16 protein-coding genes are annotated in these 20,436 nt (G+C 39.3%); 6 read left to right on the forward strand and 10 right to left on the reverse strand.

Features of this window, described 5'->3' with window-relative positions; all coding sequences use genetic code 11:
* Positions 1-2: 2 nt before the first annotated feature.
* The 5 genes from OSO01_RS11590 to ilvD all read right to left on the reverse strand — a co-directional run bounded on the left by OSO01_RS11590 (position 3) and on the right by ilvD (position 7,447).
* Positions 3-1,547, reverse strand: coding sequence for a 2-isopropylmalate synthase (locus tag OSO01_RS11590; RefSeq protein ID WP_147210601.1), 1,545 nt, complete (start codon positions 1,545-1,547; stop codon positions 3-5).
* On the reverse strand, positions 1,534-2,571 hold the full coding sequence (gene ilvC, locus OSO01_RS11595) for a ketol-acid reductoisomerase (protein WP_147210602.1): 1,038 nt from the start codon (positions 2,569-2,571) through the stop codon (positions 1,534-1,536). Before ilvC ends, OSO01_RS11590 begins: the two co-directional genes overlap by 14 nt.
* A gap of 104 nt (positions 2,572-2,675) precedes the next feature.
* Entirely contained in the window at positions 2,676-3,203 is a 528-nt protein-coding gene (gene ilvN, locus OSO01_RS11600) for an acetolactate synthase small subunit (protein WP_147210603.1), read from the reverse strand.
* Positions 3,200-4,921, reverse strand: coding sequence for a biosynthetic-type acetolactate synthase large subunit (gene ilvB, locus OSO01_RS11605; protein WP_147210604.1), 1,722 nt, complete (start codon positions 4,919-4,921; stop codon positions 3,200-3,202). The genes ilvN and ilvB overlap by 4 nt, the downstream gene beginning before the upstream one ends.
* Before the next feature lie 840 nt (positions 4,922-5,761).
* Positions 5,762-7,447 (reverse strand): dihydroxy-acid dehydratase, encoded by a 1,686-nt coding sequence (gene ilvD / locus OSO01_RS11610; RefSeq protein ID WP_147210605.1) that lies wholly within the window; start codon positions 7,445-7,447, stop codon positions 5,762-5,764.
* A gap of 518 nt (positions 7,448-7,965) precedes the next feature.
* Here ilvD and OSO01_RS11615 point away from each other — a divergent pair.
* Together OSO01_RS11615 and serA are read left to right on the forward strand one after the other, a co-directional pair.
* The gene (locus OSO01_RS11615) at positions 7,966-9,123 is read left to right on the forward strand and encodes a pyridoxal-phosphate-dependent aminotransferase family protein (protein WP_147210606.1); all 1,158 of its coding nucleotides are present in this window, start codon (positions 7,966-7,968) and stop codon (positions 9,121-9,123) included.
* Between the two features lie 3 nt (positions 9,124-9,126).
* On the forward strand, positions 9,127-10,713 hold the full coding sequence (serA, locus tag OSO01_RS11620) for a phosphoglycerate dehydrogenase (protein WP_147210607.1): 1,587 nt from the start codon (positions 9,127-9,129) through the stop codon (positions 10,711-10,713).
* Between the two features lie 106 nt (positions 10,714-10,819).
* On the opposite strand, the gene OSO01_RS11625 is transcribed toward serA, so the two are convergent.
* Positions 10,820-11,608 (reverse strand): HAD family hydrolase, encoded by a 789-nt coding sequence (locus tag OSO01_RS11625; protein ID WP_147210608.1) that lies wholly within the window; start codon positions 11,606-11,608, stop codon positions 10,820-10,822.
* Between the two features lie 139 nt (positions 11,609-11,747).
* Here OSO01_RS11625 and OSO01_RS11630 point away from each other — a divergent pair, with 139 nt between their 5' ends.
* The gene (locus OSO01_RS11630; protein WP_147210609.1) at positions 11,748-12,842 is read left to right on the forward strand and encodes a branched-chain amino acid aminotransferase; all 1,095 of its coding nucleotides are present in this window, start codon (positions 11,748-11,750) and stop codon (positions 12,840-12,842) included.
* Positions 12,843-12,962: 120 nt separating this feature from the next.
* Here the strand turns inward: OSO01_RS11630 and OSO01_RS11635 are convergent, their stop codons facing one another.
* Both OSO01_RS11635 and OSO01_RS11640 read right to left on the reverse strand, forming a co-directional pair.
* Positions 12,963-13,880 carry an aldo/keto reductase gene (locus OSO01_RS11635; protein WP_147210610.1) on the reverse strand — a complete coding sequence of 306 codons (918 nt, stop codon included), beginning with the start codon at positions 13,878-13,880 and terminating at the stop codon, positions 12,963-12,965.
* A 690-nt stretch (positions 13,881-14,570) separates the two neighbouring features.
* Positions 14,571-14,771, reverse strand: coding sequence for an alpha/beta-type small acid-soluble spore protein (locus OSO01_RS11640; RefSeq protein ID WP_040978737.1), 201 nt, complete (start codon positions 14,769-14,771; stop codon positions 14,571-14,573).
* A 416-nt stretch (positions 14,772-15,187) separates the two neighbouring features.
* Between OSO01_RS11640 and OSO01_RS11645 the strand changes: the two genes are divergently transcribed.
* Positions 15,188-15,649, forward strand: coding sequence for an SRPBCC family protein (locus OSO01_RS11645; RefSeq protein ID WP_147210611.1), 462 nt, complete (start codon positions 15,188-15,190; stop codon positions 15,647-15,649).
* An 81-nt stretch (positions 15,650-15,730) separates the two neighbouring features.
* The gene (locus OSO01_RS11650; protein WP_147210612.1) at positions 15,731-16,597 is read left to right on the forward strand and encodes a YitT family protein; all 867 of its coding nucleotides are present in this window, start codon (positions 15,731-15,733) and stop codon (positions 16,595-16,597) included.
* Between the two features lie 75 nt (positions 16,598-16,672).
* On the opposite strand, the gene OSO01_RS11655 is transcribed toward OSO01_RS11650, so the two are convergent.
* Both OSO01_RS11655 and mbcS read right to left on the reverse strand, forming a co-directional pair.
* Positions 16,673-17,611: a dipeptidase gene (locus OSO01_RS11655; protein ID WP_147210613.1), complete on the reverse strand. Its 939-nt coding sequence runs from the start codon at positions 17,609-17,611 to the stop codon at positions 16,673-16,675.
* A 25-nt stretch (positions 17,612-17,636) separates the two neighbouring features.
* Positions 17,637-19,208: an acyl-CoA synthetase MbcS gene (gene mbcS, locus OSO01_RS11660; protein ID WP_147210614.1), complete on the reverse strand. Its 1,572-nt coding sequence runs from the start codon at positions 19,206-19,208 to the stop codon at positions 17,637-17,639.
* Between the two features lie 212 nt (positions 19,209-19,420).
* On the opposite strand from mbcS, the gene OSO01_RS11665 reads away from it, so the two are divergent.
* Entirely contained in the window at positions 19,421-20,431 is a 1,011-nt protein-coding gene (locus OSO01_RS11665) for a YcjF family protein (RefSeq protein ID WP_147210615.1), read from the forward strand.
* Positions 20,432-20,436: the final 5 nt, after the last annotated feature.

A 20,436-nucleotide genomic window follows, 5' to 3' on the forward strand; every position in this document is an offset into this window, starting at 1 on the left:
TTTCACTCGTGAACGAGCTGTTTAATAGTTGCTTTTTTCTGAACATAATAGCGATTTATCGCTTGAATAAGTGCATTGGCTGAAGCCTGCAGGACATCCTGTGCTGTGCCGCGGCCATTGTTAATTTGTTCATTTATTTTGATTTGCACATGTGCCTCTGCCAAGGCATCTTTTCCGCCGCCGACAGAATTCAGCTGGTAATCTGTCAAAGTGATTTCTTCATCTATTAAAGAATTAATTGTCTTATACAGCGCTTCGACACTTCCGCTTCCGTACTCTGTTGCTTCTACATTCACCCCGTTTGGAGCTTTTAAAACAACTGTTGCAGATGGTGTATCCTGTGTATCATAGGATACGCCGAATTGAATTAATTCGTATTTATCAATGTTGGAGGAATCTGTTTTGATTTCCATTACAATAGCATAAATATCATCGTCTGTTACTTCTTTTTTATGATCTGTCAGCTGTTTAAATTGTTCAAAAGCCTCTTTTAACTCTGCTTCTGTTAATTCAATTCCAAAGGTATTCACTTTATCTTTAAAAGCATGTCTTCCGGAATGCTTGCCGAGGAATAATGTATTTGGAGTTACTCCGACCAGCGCCGGTGTGATAATTTCATACGTCTCTGCATGCTTCAGGACGCCATCCTGGTGAATGCCTGATTCATGAGAGAAAGCATTTCTTCCAACAATCGCTTTGTTTGCCTGCACATACATTCCTGTCAATTTAGACACAAGATCACTCGTTCGTTTCGTTTCATCGAATTTCAAACTTGATGCATATGGGAAATAATCAGAGCGTACATGTAATGCTAAAGCAACTTCCTCTAACGCTACATTTCCTGCCCGCTCTCCGATTCCATTAATAGCACCTTCTACCTGAGTTACGCCATTTTGAATAGCAGAAAGTGTATTAGCTGCTGCTAATCCCAGGTCATTATGGCAGTGACAGGATAATTCTACTTTATCAATATTCGGTACATTTTCTTTTATATAACGGAACATGCTGCCATAATCCTCCGGCGTTGCATAACCAACGGTATCCGGCAGGTTAATGACAGTTGCTCCTGCATCAATGACCTTTTCAATAATCTCTGCTAAGAAGGCTATGTCGGAACGAGTCGCATCCTCCGCAGACCATTCGACATGATTAAATTTTTCCTTTGCGTAGCGAACCATGCTCACAGCCGTTTCGACAACTTCCTCAGGAGACTTCTTCAGCTTATATTTCATATGAATGGGAGATGTAGCAATAAATACGTGGATAGCCGGTTTAGCGGCATCCTTTACTGCTTCATAAACTGCATCAATGTCCGATTTAACAGTGCGGGCTAAACCAAGAACAGTTGATTTTTTTATATTTTGGGCAATCGCCTGAACAGCTTCAAAATCTCCTTTGGAGGAGGCTGGAAATCCAGCCTCAATCCGATCCATTCCATATCTTTCAAGCTGTTTGGCAATCTGTAATTTTTCTTCTTTATTCAAATTAACTCCAGGTGACTGTTCGCCATCTCTAAGAGTTGTATCAAAAAACTTAATTATTGGCATGTGCTTTTTCATCCTTTTTTGCATCATCACTAATTGGATTTTTAATGAATGGCATTAAAGCACGTAACTCCCTTCCAACAACTTCAATTTGATGTTGATTTTCACGGCGGTTAATTGCATTAAATTGCGGACGGCCAGTCTGATTTTCAGAAATCCATTCTTTCGCAAATTTACCAGTTTGGATATCAGAAAGAATGTCTTTCATGCGCTCTTTCGTTCCTTCATCAACAACACGCGGACCAGATACGAAGTCTCCCCATTGTGCAGTATCAGAGATAGAATAACGCATATTTTCCAATCCACCTTCATAAAGCAGGTCAACAATCAGCTTTAATTCGTGTAAACATTCAAAGTATGCAACCTCTGGCTGATAGCCAGCTTCTGTTAATGTTTCAAAGCCTGCTTTTACAAGTGCTGTTGCTCCACCACATAATACAGCCTGCTCTCCAAACAGATCTGTTTCTGTTTCTTCCTGGAAGGTTGTTTCTAATACACCGGCTCTGGCTGCGCCAATACCATAAGAGTATGCAAGTGCTATATCTTTTGCATTTCCAGTATAATCTTGTTCAATTCCGTATAATCCCGGTACACCGGCACCTTCTTCAAATGTACGTCGTACAAGATGTCCAGGTCCTTTTGGTGCTGCTAAGAAAACATCTACGTTAGAAGGAGGCACGATTTGTGTAAAGTGAATATTAAATCCGTGAGCGAATGCAAGTGCATTTCCTTCTTGTAAATTATCCTTGATGCTTTCTTGATATACTTGTGGCTGCATTTCATCTGGAAGCAATACCATCACTAAATCTGCCTGAGCTGTTGCTTCTGCTACAGAATATACGTTAAAGCCGTCTGCTTCTGCTTTTTGCTGTGATTTCCCCGGGCGTAAACCAACAACTACCTCAAAACCGGAATCTCTTAAGTTCATTGCATGTGCATGACCTTGTGAACCATATCCAATGATTGCGATTTTTTTATCTCTTAGTACCTCTTTATTAATATCCTTGTTGTATAATACCTTTGCCATAATGTAATCTCCCTCTCATCTTTATCTATTTTTTTAATTTCACAGGATATGATGACTTCTGTATTGTCCTTTGGACGTTCTTAACAGAAGCTCCTGTCTTTCTATTATCCGTGAGCTGAAATACTATTTAGCTCACTAAAACCTTGTTCAGGCTGATAACCTCTTGGAAATGCTGTTAATCCAGTTTTCGTTAAGTCCTTAATTCCATATGGTCTGAGCAATGAAATTAACGCATCGACCTTTTCCGGCTTCCCGGTAACTTGTATTGTCAGACTATCCTTGCTGATATCAATAACATCTGCACGGAATGCAGAGATTAATGTCATAATTTCTGCTCTTGTCTGATTGGTAGCAACAACTTTTACTAAAGCAAGCTCCCTGGTCACAATTGCTTTATCTGTGACATCTAAAACCTTAATCACATCGATTTGCTTGTTCAGCTGTTTTGTTAATTGCTCCAGCTTCTGCTTATCGGAAACTTCAACGACAAATGTCATTTTGGAAATACCTTTCACATCCGAAGCTCCGACAGAAATACTTTCAATATTAAACTGGCGCCGGTTCAGCATGCCAGTTATTCTATTTAACACCCCGCCACGATCTTGTACTGTGGCAATGATTATGCGTTTCATTTTGTCACCCCAATCATTTCGTGCATTCCTTTACCCGGTGCAATCATCGGGTATACACATGTATCTCTGTCAATACGGCAGTCAATAACAACAGGACCATCATGTGAAAAAGCCTCTTCCAAAACTTTCGGAACATCTTTTTCATCTGATACACGCATTCCTTTAATTCCATAACTTTCCGCCAGTTTCACGAAATCAGGGTTTTCTGAAAATAAGGAGTGTGAGTAGCGTTTCTCATAAAATGTTTCCTGCCACTGTCTTACCATTCCAAGCGCATCATTATTTAAAATAACAACTTTTACTGGCAGATTTTGAGATTTCAAGATAGCCAGCTCCTGCAATGTCATTTGAAAACCGCCATCTCCTACTACAGATATAACTAGATGATCCGGTTTGGCAATTTGTGCGCCAATTGCAGCAGGAAAGCCAAATCCCATGGTGCCGAGTCCCCCAGAGGTTACCCAATTGTCAGGGTTTTTAAAAGGATAAAATTGAGCTGCCCACATTTGATGCTGTCCAACATCTGTTGTTACAACTGCTTCTCCTTTAGACTTCTCATGAATCTGCTCTATAAGCCATTGCGGACTGATTGGACTGTCGCCCCGGTCATACCAAAGTGGATATTTCTTTTGATTGCTCTTTAATTTATCCAGCCATTTCGTATAATCTCCACGTTTCACTTCCTGCTGCAGCAGCACATTCAATGCCTGCTTTGCATCTGCCACAATCGGAATAGCTGTCTTTACATTTTTTCCTATTTCAGCAGGATCAATATCGATATGAGCCACTTTTGCATTTGGAGCGAAGTGCTGCAGATTTCCAGTTAAACGATCATCGAATCGTGCTCCGATATTGATAAGCAAATCACTTTCATAGATTGCTGTATTCGCTGTGTATGTTCCATGCATTCCGCCCATGCCAAGCGATAAATTATCGCCGCCGGGATAACTCCCCAGACCCAGCAGTGTGGTAACAACCGGAATCTCCCAATTATTAACAAATTGTTTTAACTCTTCTGTTGCACCAGATAACAGAATTCCTGCTCCGGCAAGCAATACTGGTCTTTCCGCTTTGCTCAGCACATCTGTTATCTTTGAGATTTGCATCGGATTCGGATAAACAGTCGGCTGATAGCCGGGTAAATAAAAATCATCCTCATAATCATTAATAGTAACTGTTTCAGAGATACTTTTAGGAATATCAATCACAACCGGTCCCGGTCTGCCTGTAGTTGCAATGTGAAATGCCTCATTCACAATTCTCGGTAAATCTGCAATATTATTAACCTGATAATTGTACTTGGTAACTGGTGTAGTAATTCCTATCATATCCGCTTCCTGAAAAGCATCTGTTCCAATAACCTGCTCTGCAACCTGCCCCGTGAATACAACAAGTGGAATGGAATCCATCATGGCATCTGTTATGCCTGTAATTAAGTTAGTTGCTCCCGGACCAGAAGTTGCTATAACAACGCCCGGTTTTCCTGATACTCTTGCATATCCTTCCGCTGCATGTATGGAGCCTTGCTCATGTCGCGAAAGTACATGCTTGAAGGATGTATCGTTTCGATGCAGTGCGTCATAAATTGGTAAAACAGCACCCCCCGGGTACCCAAATACAACTTCAACGCCTGCTTTTTCTAATGCCTGAACTAACAAATCAGATCCTGTGACCAAATTGCTCTTCACTTCTACTTCTTGATTTGCATTAACTTTCACAACAATGCCCCTCCTTTTTTCTTAAAAAACTGAACCTTTTGATTAAACTAACTATTTCCTGCAATGCGAGTTTGGAAGTTTTTATTTAAAATAATAAAAAAAGACCCTTTTCCCCCCCATGTACATGTGTTTCTATCATGTATGGGGCGAAAAGGATCTGCTTTTCACGGTACCACCCAGTTTCGCAAAGTTCTTTCAAACTTTGCCTCAATAGCTGCCAGAGCTATGTTTGATAACAGGTACATTGATTACCATGCACCTGGTCACATATAATTGGAATGTTCCTTTCCATGTGACACTCAGGGACGATGTCGGAATAAGTAGCAATTCTGGGCTTCCAGCAACCCCAGATCTCTGTAAAAGCTATTCGTCTTTTCCTTTTTTCCCGTCAACGTATTAATTATATTTGTGAAGTAACAACTTCTCATTATCTTAAAAGTTGTTTTGTTAAGAAATATCTTATATTGCGAACAATCATATCTTGTTTCCGTATGATAGTCAATAGTATTTTGTAATTTTTTTAATAATTCTATTTAGTCTGATTTTATGTATGCGTTTTCATTGTTGTTATGCGTTACACTCGCATTTTTCTTTAAAATTATATTACAGTTTGTTTTTTGTTTGAAAATTATAGAGATACTTTTTTATTACTTATATCTGGTAATCCTAAAATGAAATCTCCCAAATTTTTAATCATATACTTAATCAATGAATACTATCATTGTTACGTCAAATCTCCCTCAGGAAAGATTTTTCCAATTACATAAAAGTGCCATTGCACAATCAGTTACTTGATTGTGCAATGGCACTTATCATTCATTCTGTTCATAGAACCTATTTTTAATCCCGGTTCAAATAATCCGTAATCGCACCCAGAGAAGAACATCTTACATTATGTGCGTATTTGCCTAAGATACCTTTTTTATATAATTCTGGTGCTTTCCATGCTTGCCGGCGCTTGTCCAATTCTTCATCAGAAAGGTCCACAAAGATCTCTTTTGTAGATGAATCAATGGTGACACTGTCCCCTTCTTCGAGAAGTGCAATTGGGCCGCCAGATTGAGCTTCTGGTGAAATATGTCCAACTACTAAACCATGTGTACCGCCAGAAAAACGTCCATCTGTTAATAAAGCAACAGACTCTCCCATTCCTTTACCTACGAGAATACTGGAAATAGACAGCATTTCCGGCATTCCCGGCGCACCTTTTGGTCCTACATAGCGGATAACAAGCACATCGCCGTCTTTAATTTTATTACTCATTACAGCCTTTGTTGCCTCTGCTTCTGTATCAAATACACGTGCAGGGCCGGTATGTCTGGTTACTTTAACACCAGATACCTTTGCAACTGCACCAGTTGGGGAAAGATTCCCTTTTAGAACGATCAATGGTCCATCTTCTCTTTTCGGTTCGTCTAATGGCATAATTACCTTTTGACCTTCTTTTAATGATGGAGCATCTTCTAAATTCTCTTTGATTGTTTTTCCTGTTACTGTCATACAATCTCCGTGAAGATAGCCATTTTCATAAAGGAGCTTCATCACTGCCTGGACCCCGCCGACATTGTGAAGGTCCTGAAATACAAATTGGCCGCTCGGCTTCAAGTCAGCTAGATGAGGTACTTTTGCCTGGATACGGTTAAAGTCGTCAATAGTCAAGTCTACTTCTGCTGCATGAGCCACTGCTAATAAGTGAAGAATAGCATTCGTAGAACCGCCAAGTGCCATAACAACGGTAATCGCATTTTCGAAGGCTTCTTTCGTCATAATATCTTTTGGATAAATCTCTTTTTCCAGCAATGTTCTAATGGCTTTTCCAGCTGCTTCCACATCCTTCAGTTTTTCCTGAGATTCTGCCGGATTGGAAGAACTTCCCGGCAAACTCAGTCCCATTGCTTCTGCCGCGGAAGCCATTGTATTCGCGGTATACATTCCGCCGCACGCCCCTGCACCTGGACAGGCATGGCATTCTATGCGATTCAATTGCTTATCATCAATTTTTCCTGCATTATGCTGTCCGACACCTTCAAATACAGAAACTATATCAAGATCCTTCCCATCAAGATTACCTGGTGCAATGGTCCCCCCGTATACAAAAATAGCCGGAACATCAGAATTGGCAATAGCCATCATACACCCGGGAATATTCTTATCACACGCTCCAATCGCAACAAGGGCATCCAGATTCTCTGCGCCGACAACTGTTTCAATTGAATCAGAGATAAGATCTCTGCTTGGCAAAGAATAGCGCATCCCCTGTGTTCCCATGGAAATCCCGTCTGATACCGTAATCGTATTGAAAATCAATGGTACCGCATCGGCTTGACGTACACCTTTTTTAGCAATTAATGCTAAATCATTCAAATGTATATTACATGGCGTTACCTCGGCCCATGTGCTGGCAACTCCGACCATCGGCTTTTTAAAGTCTTCATCAGTAACACCGACAGCACGCAGCATTGCCCTATTCGGAGCACGCATAGTGCCATCAAAAGCTTTACTTTTTGTTCTTAAATCTTTCCCCATTTTTACACCTTCCTTTTCGCCCTATTATAGGTATAATATTCCCATAGTTCAATTTATTTAGTGTTTTTTCTTTTTTTACAGATATTAAGGGAAGCGTTTTCTCTATTATAGTGAAGCAATTCTGTTCTTATAATATTCTCTATTATCATACAAACCTTTGATCTGTTGTTCTTATACAATACGAAACTTTATATTGACAATACATTGGATGTTGCTATATTGGTAAGAAATACTTTTTCATATGAATCTGCATTTTCAAATACTTTTATGTTAAAATATCCGTATGTTATTAAAAAATAACCAAACAACATCCGTTTTTAACTTACTGAAAGTATCTTATCTTTATAAAAAATAATTTATTGTTTGTTAATAAACAAATCAATTGATTTATTCTAAGAACATTACTTATTTTTATAAAAGATTGGGTTCATGAAGAGTTGCTATCATATCTAATAATGCCCGATTGGTATTATTTTGATATCCATTTATTAAATTTATTTCAAAGGAGCTTACCATTCATGCTAAAAGATCAGCACATCCTAAGAATACCCGGACCAAGTCCTATTCCCCCAAGTGTCGGGCGCGCAATGAACCAGACAATGATAGGTCACCGCGGGAAAGAAACGAAAGAATTATTAGAACGTATTCTTCCAAAGCTAAAATCAGTGTTTGGAACAAAGCAGGATGTTATTCCTGTTGCCGGGAGCGGTACAGCAGGATTAGAAATGGCTGTCAGCAATGCAGCACATCCAGGAGATGATGTTCTTGTTATCGTCAGTGGGGCATTTGGCGATCGTTTTGCAAAGATATGTCAAGCTTTTCAATTAAAATTACATCGGATTGATGTAGAGTGGGGAGAAGCAATTAACCCCCAAACTGTTCAAGAGTATTTACAAGAGCATCCGGAAATCAAGGTCGTCTTTGCTACATATTGTGAGACTTCTACGGGTGTATTAAATCCAATCGAAAACCTGGCTAAAACCGTACATGAATCTTCTGATGCACTTCTCGTTGTTGATGGTGTATCCTGTCTTGGCGGTGTGGAAGCCAGCATGGACGAGTGGGGTGTTGATATCTATGTAACTGGATCACAAAAAGCGTTTATGCTGCCGGCTGGTCTGATGTTTATTGCAGCAAGTGAGCGGGCATGGAAGGTAATTGAGGAAAATCCGCAGCCGCGTTTTTATTTAGACATGCGTGTCTACCGAAAAAACTTAGAAAAAGTTTCCACACCTTATACTCCGGCTCTTTCTCTTTTATTCGGTCTGGAACAGGTCCTGACTCTGATGGAAGAAGAAGGATTGGAAAATGTATATCAGCGCCATATCTTAATGCGTGACATGACAAGAGCTGCTTTTAAAGCTTTAGATATTCCTTTATTAACAACGGATGAAGATGCTTCCCCAACCGTAACAGCTGTCCATCCGGCTGATTTTGATGCAGAAGCACTGCGTTCCGTAGTAAAAGCACAATTCAACCTGACTCTAGCCGGCGGTCAGCAGCATATGAAGGGTTCTATTTTCCGAATTGGCCATATGGGATATTGTTCTCCTGCTGATGTGTTACAAACTATCAGCCTGCTCGAGATCGGTCTTATGAAAATAGGAAAAGATATTCAGCTTGGTAAGGGTGTTCAGGCAGCTCAAGAAATTTATTTGCAACAGGAGGAAAAGTAAGCCATGACATATCGTGTTCTAATTAGTGACCCGTTAAGTGAAGAAGGTATTAAACCGTTAAGAGAGACGGAAAATATTGAGATCGTTAAAAATCCAGGCTGGGATGAAACAGAGCTTTTGGAGAATATCGATCAATTTGATGCTTTATTAGTCCGCAGTCAGACACAGGTAACTCGTCCTTTACTTGAAAAAGCAGCACGCTTAAAAATTGTCGGACGTGCAGGAGTCGGAGTAGATAATATTGACTTGGATGCCGCAACAGAAAATGGAATTATTGTAGTAAATGCACCAAATGGAAATACCAATTCTGCTGCGGAGCATACTGTTGCAATGATTATGTCCCTATCCAGAAATATTCCGCAGGCTTTCCATGCTTTAAAGCAAAAGCAATGGGACCGTAAACGCTTTGTCGGTGTAGAATTAAAACAGAAAACATTAGGTGTTGTCGGTTTGGGAAGAATTGGCGCTGAGGTAGCAAAGCGTGCAAAAGGTCAGCGGATGAATGTTATTGCCTACGACCCATTCCTGACAGATGAAAAAGCAGAGCAGATGGGAATCAAGCGCGGCACACTGGAAGAGGTACTTCAGGCAGGCGATTTCATAACAGTTCATACACCATTATTAAAAGAAACAAGACATCTGATTAATGCAGAAGCTTTTGAATTGATGAAGGATGGTGTACAGATTGTCAACTGTGCCCGCGGCGGAATTATTGATGAAGATGCTTTATATGATGCCATTGTTTCTGGAAAAGTGGCTGGAGCAGCACTGGATGTATTTGAGCAGGAGCCTTTTACAGAGCATAAACTGCTTACTTTGCCAGAGGTTGTTGCTACACCGCATTTAGGTGCAAGTACAGTAGAAGCCCAGGAAATTGTCGCTGTTGATGTCAGTCATGATGTTATCCGCTTCTTAGAAGGAAAAGCCGTACGTCATCCAGTCAACCTTCCTTCTATTCCAAGTGAAGCGATGCACCAAATCGAGCCTTATTTCTATTTAGCAGAAAAGCTCGGTACGTTTATTATTGATTTAGCGAATGAAGTTATCAGTGAGATTCGCATTAGCTATTCTGGAGACTTAAGTGAAATAGAATCAGGCCCTGTCACACGTAATGCAGTGAAAGGAATTTTAAAACGTTACCTGGGCAGCCGTGTAAATGATGTCAACGCATTATATCTGGCTGATCGTAAAGGAATTACTGTCAGCGAAAGTAAAAGATCTGCACGAAAGGGATTTACAAACCTGATTACCATAGAAGTAATTGGGGCTTCTGGAAGCAGAAAAGTTTCCGGTACGCTTTTAAACGGTCTGGGACCGCGTCTTGTCCGTGTAGATGACTACCAGGTTGATGCTACACCGGAAGGCCACATGGTTGTCATTCAGCATATTGACCAGCCTGGTGTTATCGGACGCATGGGAAGTGCCTTTGCAGAGCATAATATTAATATTGCTACCATGCAGGTGGATCGTTCCGATGTAGGCGGCAACGCAATTATGCTGCTGACTATTGACCGTCATTTAGAAGACAAAGCGCTTGCTGAAATTGCACTATTGGATGAAATTAAATCTGTCACTGCAATTGATTTATAAGAAAAAAAACTCTTTTCATTACGCAAAGACGTCTTTAACCGGTACATATCTGGTTAAAGACGTCTTTTTGATTTCCTATGCAATATTTAATTCTCCTGCTGCACCCCTAACTATAAGTTTGCAGGATATTCTTCAGTTCTTTAAGTGATTTTATTTCAAAATCTGGCTCAACGGCACTATTATTTTCTGCATCAAATCGATTAAGCCAGACGGATTCAATACCTGTCCGGTTCGCCCCAATAATATCTGTATTCAGATTATCTCCTACCATTATTGCATCTTCTGCTTTAATATCTAATGCTTTTAAAACAACGTTAAATATCTCTGGATCCGGCTTTCCAGTACCAATATCACCTGAAATAAATATTTTTTCAAAATACGGTATTAATTCAGGTGAAATCTCTAATTTAAGGTTCTGGAGACTTGGAGAGCCATTTGTAACTAGTGCAAGGCGGTAATCCTTCTCAAGCTCTGTAAGAACTGTAAGTGCATCCTCAAATAAACAAGGGCTCTCTATCCGATAAGTCCGGAAAGCTTTAGCCAGTTTTTTAGCAAGTTTAGGATTATTTACCCCGGTGTCTTCTAAACCCGCCCGCCAGGCTTTTTCTTGATATACCGGAGCGATGTCCCTGAGCTGTTGAAATTCCTCTCCAGGATCATCAAAGGTTGCCCACAGTCCTTCAAATGGGTTAATTCCAATTTTTTGCGTATATGTATAAGTCGGATAAGAAGCATACAGTTCTCTGGCTCGATCGCGAACATTTTTTTCTAATTCCTCTGGCGAGATCCCTGCTTCCTTTTCCGCAAGCTGACACGTCAAATTGAAAGCATCCTTGACACTTTTTTTATCCCACAGCAGTGTATCATCTAAATCAAATAATACCATTTTTTTCATTATTTATATCCCCGCTTTATTATTTAATTAGTACGCGTAATCATAATTTAATAAATTAATTTAAAATTTAGTCTTGCTAAAATCTTTCATATGTCTTATGATATATAGAAATTTAATCAATGGCAAGGAGACTTTTGATATGGAAGAACAAACTATTCGCGTACAACGATGTGAAACAAAAAAAGAAAAGCCACAGGATGATCAATTAGTTTTTGGTAAAATTTTCACGGACCATATGTTTGTGATGGATTATTCAGAACCGTTAGGGTGGCATAATGCGAGCATTGTACCATATCAACCACTACAAATTGAACCTTCTGCAATGGTATTCCACTATGCACAATCTGTTTTTGAAGGTTTAAAAGCCTATCGTACGGATAACGGAAGCATTGAGTTATTTCGTCCAGAGAAAAACATGGAACGTTTAAACAGATCGAATGATCGTTTATGTATCCCTCCGATTGACGAAGAATTTGCTTTAAAAGCAATTAAACAACTGGTTTCAATTGATCGTGATTGGGTCCCTCATACAGAAGGTACATCGCTATATATTCGTCCTTTTATTATTTCTACAGAAACTTACATCGGCGTATCTGCAGCTGCACATTATAAATTTATTGTTATTCTTTCTCCAGTAGGTGCTTATTATAAAGAAGGCCTTGACCCGGTTAAGATTGCTGTAGAAAATGAATATGTCCGTACTGTAAAAGGCGGTATGGGTGAAGCAAAAACCGGCGGTAACTATGCAGCCAGCTTAAAAGCACAGGAAATAGTTGCAAAAACCGGTTATACGCAAGTTCTCTGGTTAGACGGTGTTGAAAAAAAATATATTGAAGAAGTTGGAAGCATGAATGTTTTCTTCAAAATTAATGGAGAAATTGTTACACCCAAACTAAATGGAAGCATTCTTTCAGGTATTACCCGCTCCAGTGTAATTGAATTATTAAATTACTGGGATATCCCGGTAGTTGAAAAACGTATTTCTATTGAAGAACTTTACGAGGCTTATAAAAATGGAGAATTAGAAGAAGCATTCGGTTCCGGAACTGCTGCAGTTATCTCTCCAATCGGTGAATTAAAATGGGAAGATAAACAAATGGTTGTCAATGAAGGGAAAACGGGAGAAATTTCGAAAAAACTTTATGACACGATTACAGGTATCCAATATGGTCATATAGAAGATCCATTTAACTGGATGCAAAACATTGAAACGGGAAGCACTGTGAAACATTAATAAATAAACCAGGCCAGGTATTACTCCCGGTCTGGTTTTTTAGTTTATATAAATTTAAGAATTGATATCGTATTAAATCAAATATACCGTGTATGCTATATCGATTTTTTTACCATTTACTTATAGTAATTTATTACCGGCAGACTGCCACAATTGATACCATTCTTCTCTTGTCAATGTAATATCAGCTGCTTTTACCATTTCTGTCAGACGTTTTGGTGTCATTGTTCCGATAATGGTCTGTACATTAGCCGGATGACGTAAAATCCATGCTATGGCAATCGTTTCACGTGCCACGCCATATTTTTCCCCAAGCTTATCCAGTTCCTTATTTAATTCTGGATATGCATCACGGTCCATGATAAAACCACCGAAAAATCCATACCGAAGCGGCGACCAGGCCTGAATAGTCATGTTATTTATCTGACTGTAATCGATAACCCCACCGTCAAAATCCATTGCCTGATCAAATGATGTATTCGCATACAATCCTTGATTAATCATACCAGAATTTGTGATACTTAATTGCAATTGATTGGCTACCAATTCCTGATCAACATACCTTTTCAGCAGTTCAATCTGACGCGGCCGGGAATTACTCACACCGAAATGTCGGACTTTACCGCTTTTTTCCAGATCTGAAAACGCCTCTGCTACTTCTTCCGGTTCCATAAGGGCGTCAGGGCGGTGAATAAGAAACACATCTAAGTAGTCTGTTTTCAAGCGCTTTAAGCTATTTTCAACAGATGAAATTAAATATTCTTTGGAAGAGTCATAAAATCCACTGCGTATCCCTGCTTTTGACTGAATAATCAATTTTTCACGGATAGACGGATTCATTTCAACCGCTTCTGCAAATACTGATTCAGATTTTCCTTTTCCATAAATATCAGCATGATCAAAAAAGTCGATTCCATGCTCTAATGCATTATGAATCACTTTATTCGCTTCCTCTTTCGTGCTCTGGTGCATGACCATACAGCCTAAAGAAATGACTGGAACAGATAATTCGCTATTTCCTAATTGTATACGTTTCATAATATCTACCTCCTTCTTACATTTTATCACAAGGTTCGACAATACCGATAATATTCCGGATTTGTTTTTATTAGATATCTTGTTCGTAATACCTCTTCACTGCCTTTGATTTGATCCATCCGCGTGAATCAAGAACACATGCTAGAAGTTAAAGAGAAATAAATTAGTTCAATTTATATAATTCACTTAAGAAAAACCATGAAAATCATTTGGTCTTTAAAATACTGGCGTTCTTGCCAAAGAGCTCTCCGCTCCGGGAAGTAGCTTCCATCTATATGAAATATGTTTCTTTTACTTTCTTACAAAAAATTTATGCTATTTCTAGTGGAAGAAATACACGGAGACTCCTGCGGGAAGCGCAAATGTCTTCGGTGGGACGAGTAATCGCAGTCCCAGTGGGAAGACCCCACAGAAAAAAAGTACTCTTCTTTTTTCTGCCGCAGGCATAAGTGCGACTTTAGCTCTGTCTGCGCCTGTCTGCTTGCCAATCGCTAAGTCTTTTTAGAGGAGGCTGAGCTCGGGACCCACGAAAAGCGTAGCGTATTTCTGGAGCGGCTACCTTCAACAATTTTATTTGCTTTCTTATTCTTTTAAAAATATAAGAAAATCCTGTAGAGAAAAACTGGTTCTCTCTACAGGATTTTCTATTATCACAATAAATCGGGGTAAATTTTTAAAGCTGTAAGTTGATTATTTTTTTTGATTCGCAATGCTGCCCTCAGCCATTTGAATCATTCGTTTAACCATCTCACCACCGACTGCACCGTTTTCACGGGCAGTGGTATCAGCTCCTAAATTCACATGCATTTCATCAGCGATTTCTTCTTTCATCTGATTTACTGCACGCTCTGCTTGCGGTACTAACAACGCATTTCTTCGTTTGTCAGCCACCTCAGACCCTCCCCTTTTATTCGAAAGCAAGTGTAATACTTGCTTGCTTTTATCTTGTGTAGAACGCAATAAACTATACCAAAAAATTTTACCTTCTTAACCGTTTTCAGTACACAATGATCAACATTTACAATCAGGAAACGAATTATGTAGTATTTAAGACAAATGAAAAGTTTTTGCATAAGTGGATTAAATAGTACATAAGTATATCAAGTGATTCAAAAAACTACAAGAGGATCTTCAAAAAGTCCAATAAAAATGACACGGCGAATTTCCGCGTTAACGAATTCTTTTCGGGCTCACGTATTATAAAGCATACGCTCCGTTCGAAAAAAATTCGTCGCCTTGAACTTCTTGGTCCTATTTATTGAACTTTTTGAACTCGAACTAAAGGAATTTTTAAGGAGGAACACTTGATGTTAAAAGCAGATTACAGCGTCAACATTGACCTGCCCCAATCAGAGGTATGGAGTTATTTAGAAGATTGGTCTCATTGGGCAAAGCAGGTCCCTGGTTATCAAACACATAAGAAAGTATCCACAGCTGACTCGATTTGGGAGCTGCATGGGAAAGTCGGCACAATCACTAAGGATTTCAAACTGTATGTCAGAATCGTGGAAATGACGTCTCCATCTACCGTTCAATTCCGGGTTCGTGATTCTGAAAACCGGTGTTTAGGAAGCGGCTGTTTTAAGCTTTCCGGGCTCACTTCCCGTTCCTCCGAACTGACCTGTTTATTGGAACTTGAATTAAAAGGGCTTACTGGGAAAATAAGCGCACCACTTATCGGCTCTCTTCTTCCAGCATTGCTTGAAAAATTTGTTCAGCGCATTATAAAGCCTTTAAAAGAGGCAGATTCTGTTGCTTTATCACTTTAAATGCATGCAGTTTACTCTTTCTCCCAACAGTGATACATTAATATAGGTTTCATTATCATTGTCGGGAAAGGAAATATGCACATGGATCAAGCAAAAAAACCTACTGTATTTAAAGAATATGCCTATATTATTATTGGAGCAACCATTGTCGGATTAGCATATAATATCTTCTTCCTGCCGGCGCGATTAGCTGCCGGCGGCCTATCAGGAATCAGTACCATTCTTTATGAGCTGTACGCTATTAACCCTGCACTCAGTCAATTCGTAATTAATATTCCTGTTTTTATTATTGGATGGATTGCCTTGGGAAAGGATTTCAGCATTAAAACGCTTGTAGGGACTTTTTGGGTTCCTCTCGCTATTTTTTTGTCAGCTGATATTCCCATTACGGTTACCAATCCATTCTTAAGTGCACTATATGGCGGACTTATTCTAGGGGCTGGTCTGGGTATTGTCTACAAAGGAAATGGATCAACCGGAGGTACAGCAGCTATTGCTCAAATTGTGAAGAAATTCACTGGTATTTCCAGCGGCTATTCACAATTTATTGTAGATGGACTCGTTGTTATCACTTCTATTTTTGTATTCAGCTTTGAGCTTACATTATTTGCGTTAATGGCAATTTATATCAGCGGTAAAGCAATAGACATTGTCCAATTACGTACCTCTGCAACAAAGCTGGTGATGATTATTACTGATGAGGAAGAAAAGGTACAGCAGCTTATCCAGAATGGCATTGACCGGGGGCTTACAAAAATACGGTCTGTCGGCGGTTACACAAAACTGGATAAAACGATGATCTTGTGTGTGGCGGAACAGACAGAAGCAGTTAAACTGAAAAAATTACTGCAGGAAGAAACTCCGGAAGCATTCACTATTTTTATCAGTGCTTCCGAAATTCTCGGGAGAGGCTTCTCACTTGATAAATATTATGGGCAAAAATTTTAACTTACAAATTTAATAAAGCTGGAATATCGGGAAAACATCCTGATATCCCAGCTTTTTTTAGTCTCCATACAGCAGCTAAGGAAGCATATTTATAAAGTTTTGATAAGCAAATCCTCTAACCTGCTCCTCTGAATAATGCTTTTGTAATTCATTCAGTAAATAATCGTAGCCTGATGAATTAGTGATATTATCAATATAACAGCTTATCCCATCAAAATCAGAGCCGAAGCCGATATTTTTTTCTCCGCCAAGAGCACAAACGTGGTCAATATGTTCACAAAGGTCAGCAACTGTTGCCGTTCTTGCATCTTTTTTCAGAAAGACTGGATAGAGCGCAAAATGAATAGGCGCGTTTTTAGCAATCAAAGCTTTCAGCTGATCATCGTATAAATTTCTGGGATGATCACAAATTGCCCGGACATTGGAATGCGAAGCAATTGGATAATTGGCAAGTTCCATCACATCCCAAAAAGCTTTAACGGAAAGATGAGATACATCTGTTAAAACTTTATTCTTATTATTTAACTGGACAACTTCCTTTCCGAGTGTTGTAAGTCCTGCCCCTCTCGGCTCCCCGGCACCATCTGCACATAGATTGGCAGGATTCCAGGTCAGTCCAAAGGATTTCACACCCATTTGATAAAGTTTTTGGAGCTTTTCGATATCATTGCCGATAGCTTCTGCTCCCTCTAAAGTTAACACCGCACCGATTTCACCTGGACCAAGTGTGTGAATATCCTTCCAGTCATGGATAAACTTTACGTTCTCATTCTTTCCAACAATTTCTTCATGAAAAAGGTTTGCTTGTTCTTCTGCATACTTCCATTGATCTATTGTAGTAACTGTTTCCGGATTCACAAAAATTGCAAAAAACTGGACACTGACATTTCCTTCTTCCAGTCGTTTCAGGTTTGTTTCTATCTCCGGTGCGTCTCGAAAATCAAGTTTTCTTTGCTCCAGGCGGGCTGTCTGAAGCTTTAATAGCGCATCACAATGTGTATCAATTACCTTCATTTCCTATTACCTCACTTTAGATGAATTAATTACTGTACTCTTGCTGTCTAAGCTCTATGCGACGAATTTTACCTGAGGTTGTTTTTGGTAATTCAGAAACAAACTCGATTTTCCGGGGATATTTATAAGGCGCGATCTCGTGCTTCACATAACTTTGCAGGGTCTCCACTACTTCATCGTTCCCGATAATATTATCCTGTAAAACAACAAATGCCTTCACTACATTTCCTCTTATCGGATCTGGGCTTGCAACAACAGCACATTCTTTTACATCAGGATGTTTTACCAAAGTGTCCTCTACTTCAAAGGGGCCGATTGTATAGCCGGAGCTGATAATAATATCGTCACTTCGGCCTTCGAACCAGAAATAACCTTCTTCATCCATGCTTGCCTGATCCCCGGTCACATAATAATTTCCGCGCTGTGACCTTGTTGTTCTTTCTTCATCTTTATAATAGCCTTTAAACAAGGAAGGTGTATCAAGTGGAATAGCAATATCGCCTACCACACCAGGCTTTGTCAACTGACCATCTTCGTCAATAACAACCACATCATGCCCTGGAGTCGGTTTGCCCATTGCTCCCGGGCGTACCTCTGTTCCTTTTAAGAATCCGAGCAATAATGTATTTTCCGTCTGGCCATATCCATCTCTGACTGTCACGTCAAAATGCTGTCTGAATTTATCAATGACTTCACGATTTAAGGGCTCGCCAGCAGAAACGGCGCTATGCAATGCATCTAAGTGATAATCATCTAAATTGGAAAGCTTAGCCATTAAGCGATACTCCGTTGGTGTACAGCACAGCACATTAATCTGATGCTTTTCCAAAAGCTCTAAATATTTAGCTGCATCAAATCTGCCATCATAAACAAATGCAGTTGCTCCGGTTCCCATAATGGATAAAAACGGGCTCCATACCCATTTCTGCCAGCCTGGGGCAGCTGTTGCCCAAACTGTATCTCCGTCTTGAATGCTGAGCCAGTAGCGCGGTGCACTGGACATATGTGCAAATCCCCAGCCATGGGAATGAATAACTGCCTTAGGGTTACCTGTCGTTCCAGATGTATAAGATAAAAACGCAACATCGTCTCTTGAAGTTTTTACCGTTTCTAATTGATCGGAAACCTGGTTCTTCTCCTTATCAATGGATACCCATCCTTCTATCTCTTCGCCAATGCTGAATTTAATTAACTGTTCATATTCAGCAACCTTTTTAAATTCCTCCACACAAGCTTCTGTCGCAACAACAGCATTGATTTCTCCATGTGAGATACGGAATTGCAAATCCTTCGTCCGCAGCATTTCAGAGCTTGGAATAATAATGATTCCTGATTTTAAAGCTGCAATATATAATTCATAAGCCTCTATACAGCGCGGCAGCATAATCATTATTTTGTCTCCGCGTTTTAATCCATGTTTTAACAGGATATTTCCAGTCTTATTTGCATTCTTGATTAAGTTAGTATAGGTAATTTCTTTCGTATCCCCGTTTTGCTCTTCTAAAATTATCGCTTTTCTTCCTTCATCTGCTGCATATTTTTCAAACTCAGAAGTAATGTTATACCATTCTGGTGCAATTAGATCTGATTTCTTCATCGTATCCCTCCTCAGATTAGTACCTCATACTATATTCTAGTAATTATAGCAATAAATTAGAATAACTTCAAAAGGATTGAAATTTTCTGATAGTAAAAAATTATCCTATTCCTGCTCTTCTGCCTTTAAATAGCTAAAATTTTTTGTTCCATTAAATAATAGTGTATGATTATAATCAAAAGGGAATAGTAACACATGAAGGAGTGTTGATAATGTCAGCATTTAATGAGAAAGATTTTGACAAAGCTTATGATAAAGAAACAACTAAAATTAATAAACAATTAGATAAAGACATTATTTTTGCGATGATTGGTGATATCAACACTGGAAAATCCTCAACGATTAATCAGCTGATTGGTGACAATGTCGCTAAAGTCGGTGCACGTCCCGGGGAAACGATTGGTATTGATAAATATGTATACCGTGACAAGATTATTTTTGCGGATACACCCGGTCTTGATGATATTAATCAAACAAATTCTGATGAAACATTCCGTTTTTACCGCAGAGCGGATGTTATTTTATTTTTCTTAAACGCTGCTGGAACTGTTTTTTCAGAAGGTGAAAGAAGATCATTTGAAACAATTAAAAAAGAGAATAAGCACATCATTTTTGTTTTAAATAAAATTGATGCAGCAGATGATATTCCAGCGCTTGTTCAATATGTGAAGCAACATACATCGAATCGTTATCCTGTTATTCCGATTTCTTCCCGGACGGGAGAAAATATCGATAAATTAAGAAATGAGATTCTAGAAATTCTTAAAAAAAAAGAAAAGGAAATTCAATTCGCAAGGCTTATTAAAGAAAAATCTCAGACGGCGAACAAATGGATTTTAGCAGCCTCCGGATCGGCTACAGCTGTTGGGGCAGCTCCTCTTCCCGGATCTGATTTTATCCCATTAACAGGTATTCAGGTTGGGTTAATGATTAAACTGGCGACCTTATATGAAAAACCTTTATCCAAGAAGAAAGCTAAAGAACTGACGATCGCAACCATCACCGGGAATATCGGCAAAACGATTTTTCGCCAGGTATCCAAATTTATTCCAGGAGCAGGCTCCGTTATCGGCGGCAGTGTTGCGGGCGGTATGACACTTGCCATGGGGTATGCTGTAAAATATGCTTATGAAAATAATATTGACTTGAATGCAGAAACATTGAAGTCTCTGTACAGCTATTTTTATAAAAGAGGGAAAGAAGAACAGAAGGAAGATAAGTAATATTG

This window comes from Oceanobacillus sojae (assembly GCF_007991515.1).
Taxonomy (GTDB): Bacteria; Bacillota; Bacilli; order Bacillales; family Amphibacillaceae; genus Oceanobacillus; species Oceanobacillus sojae.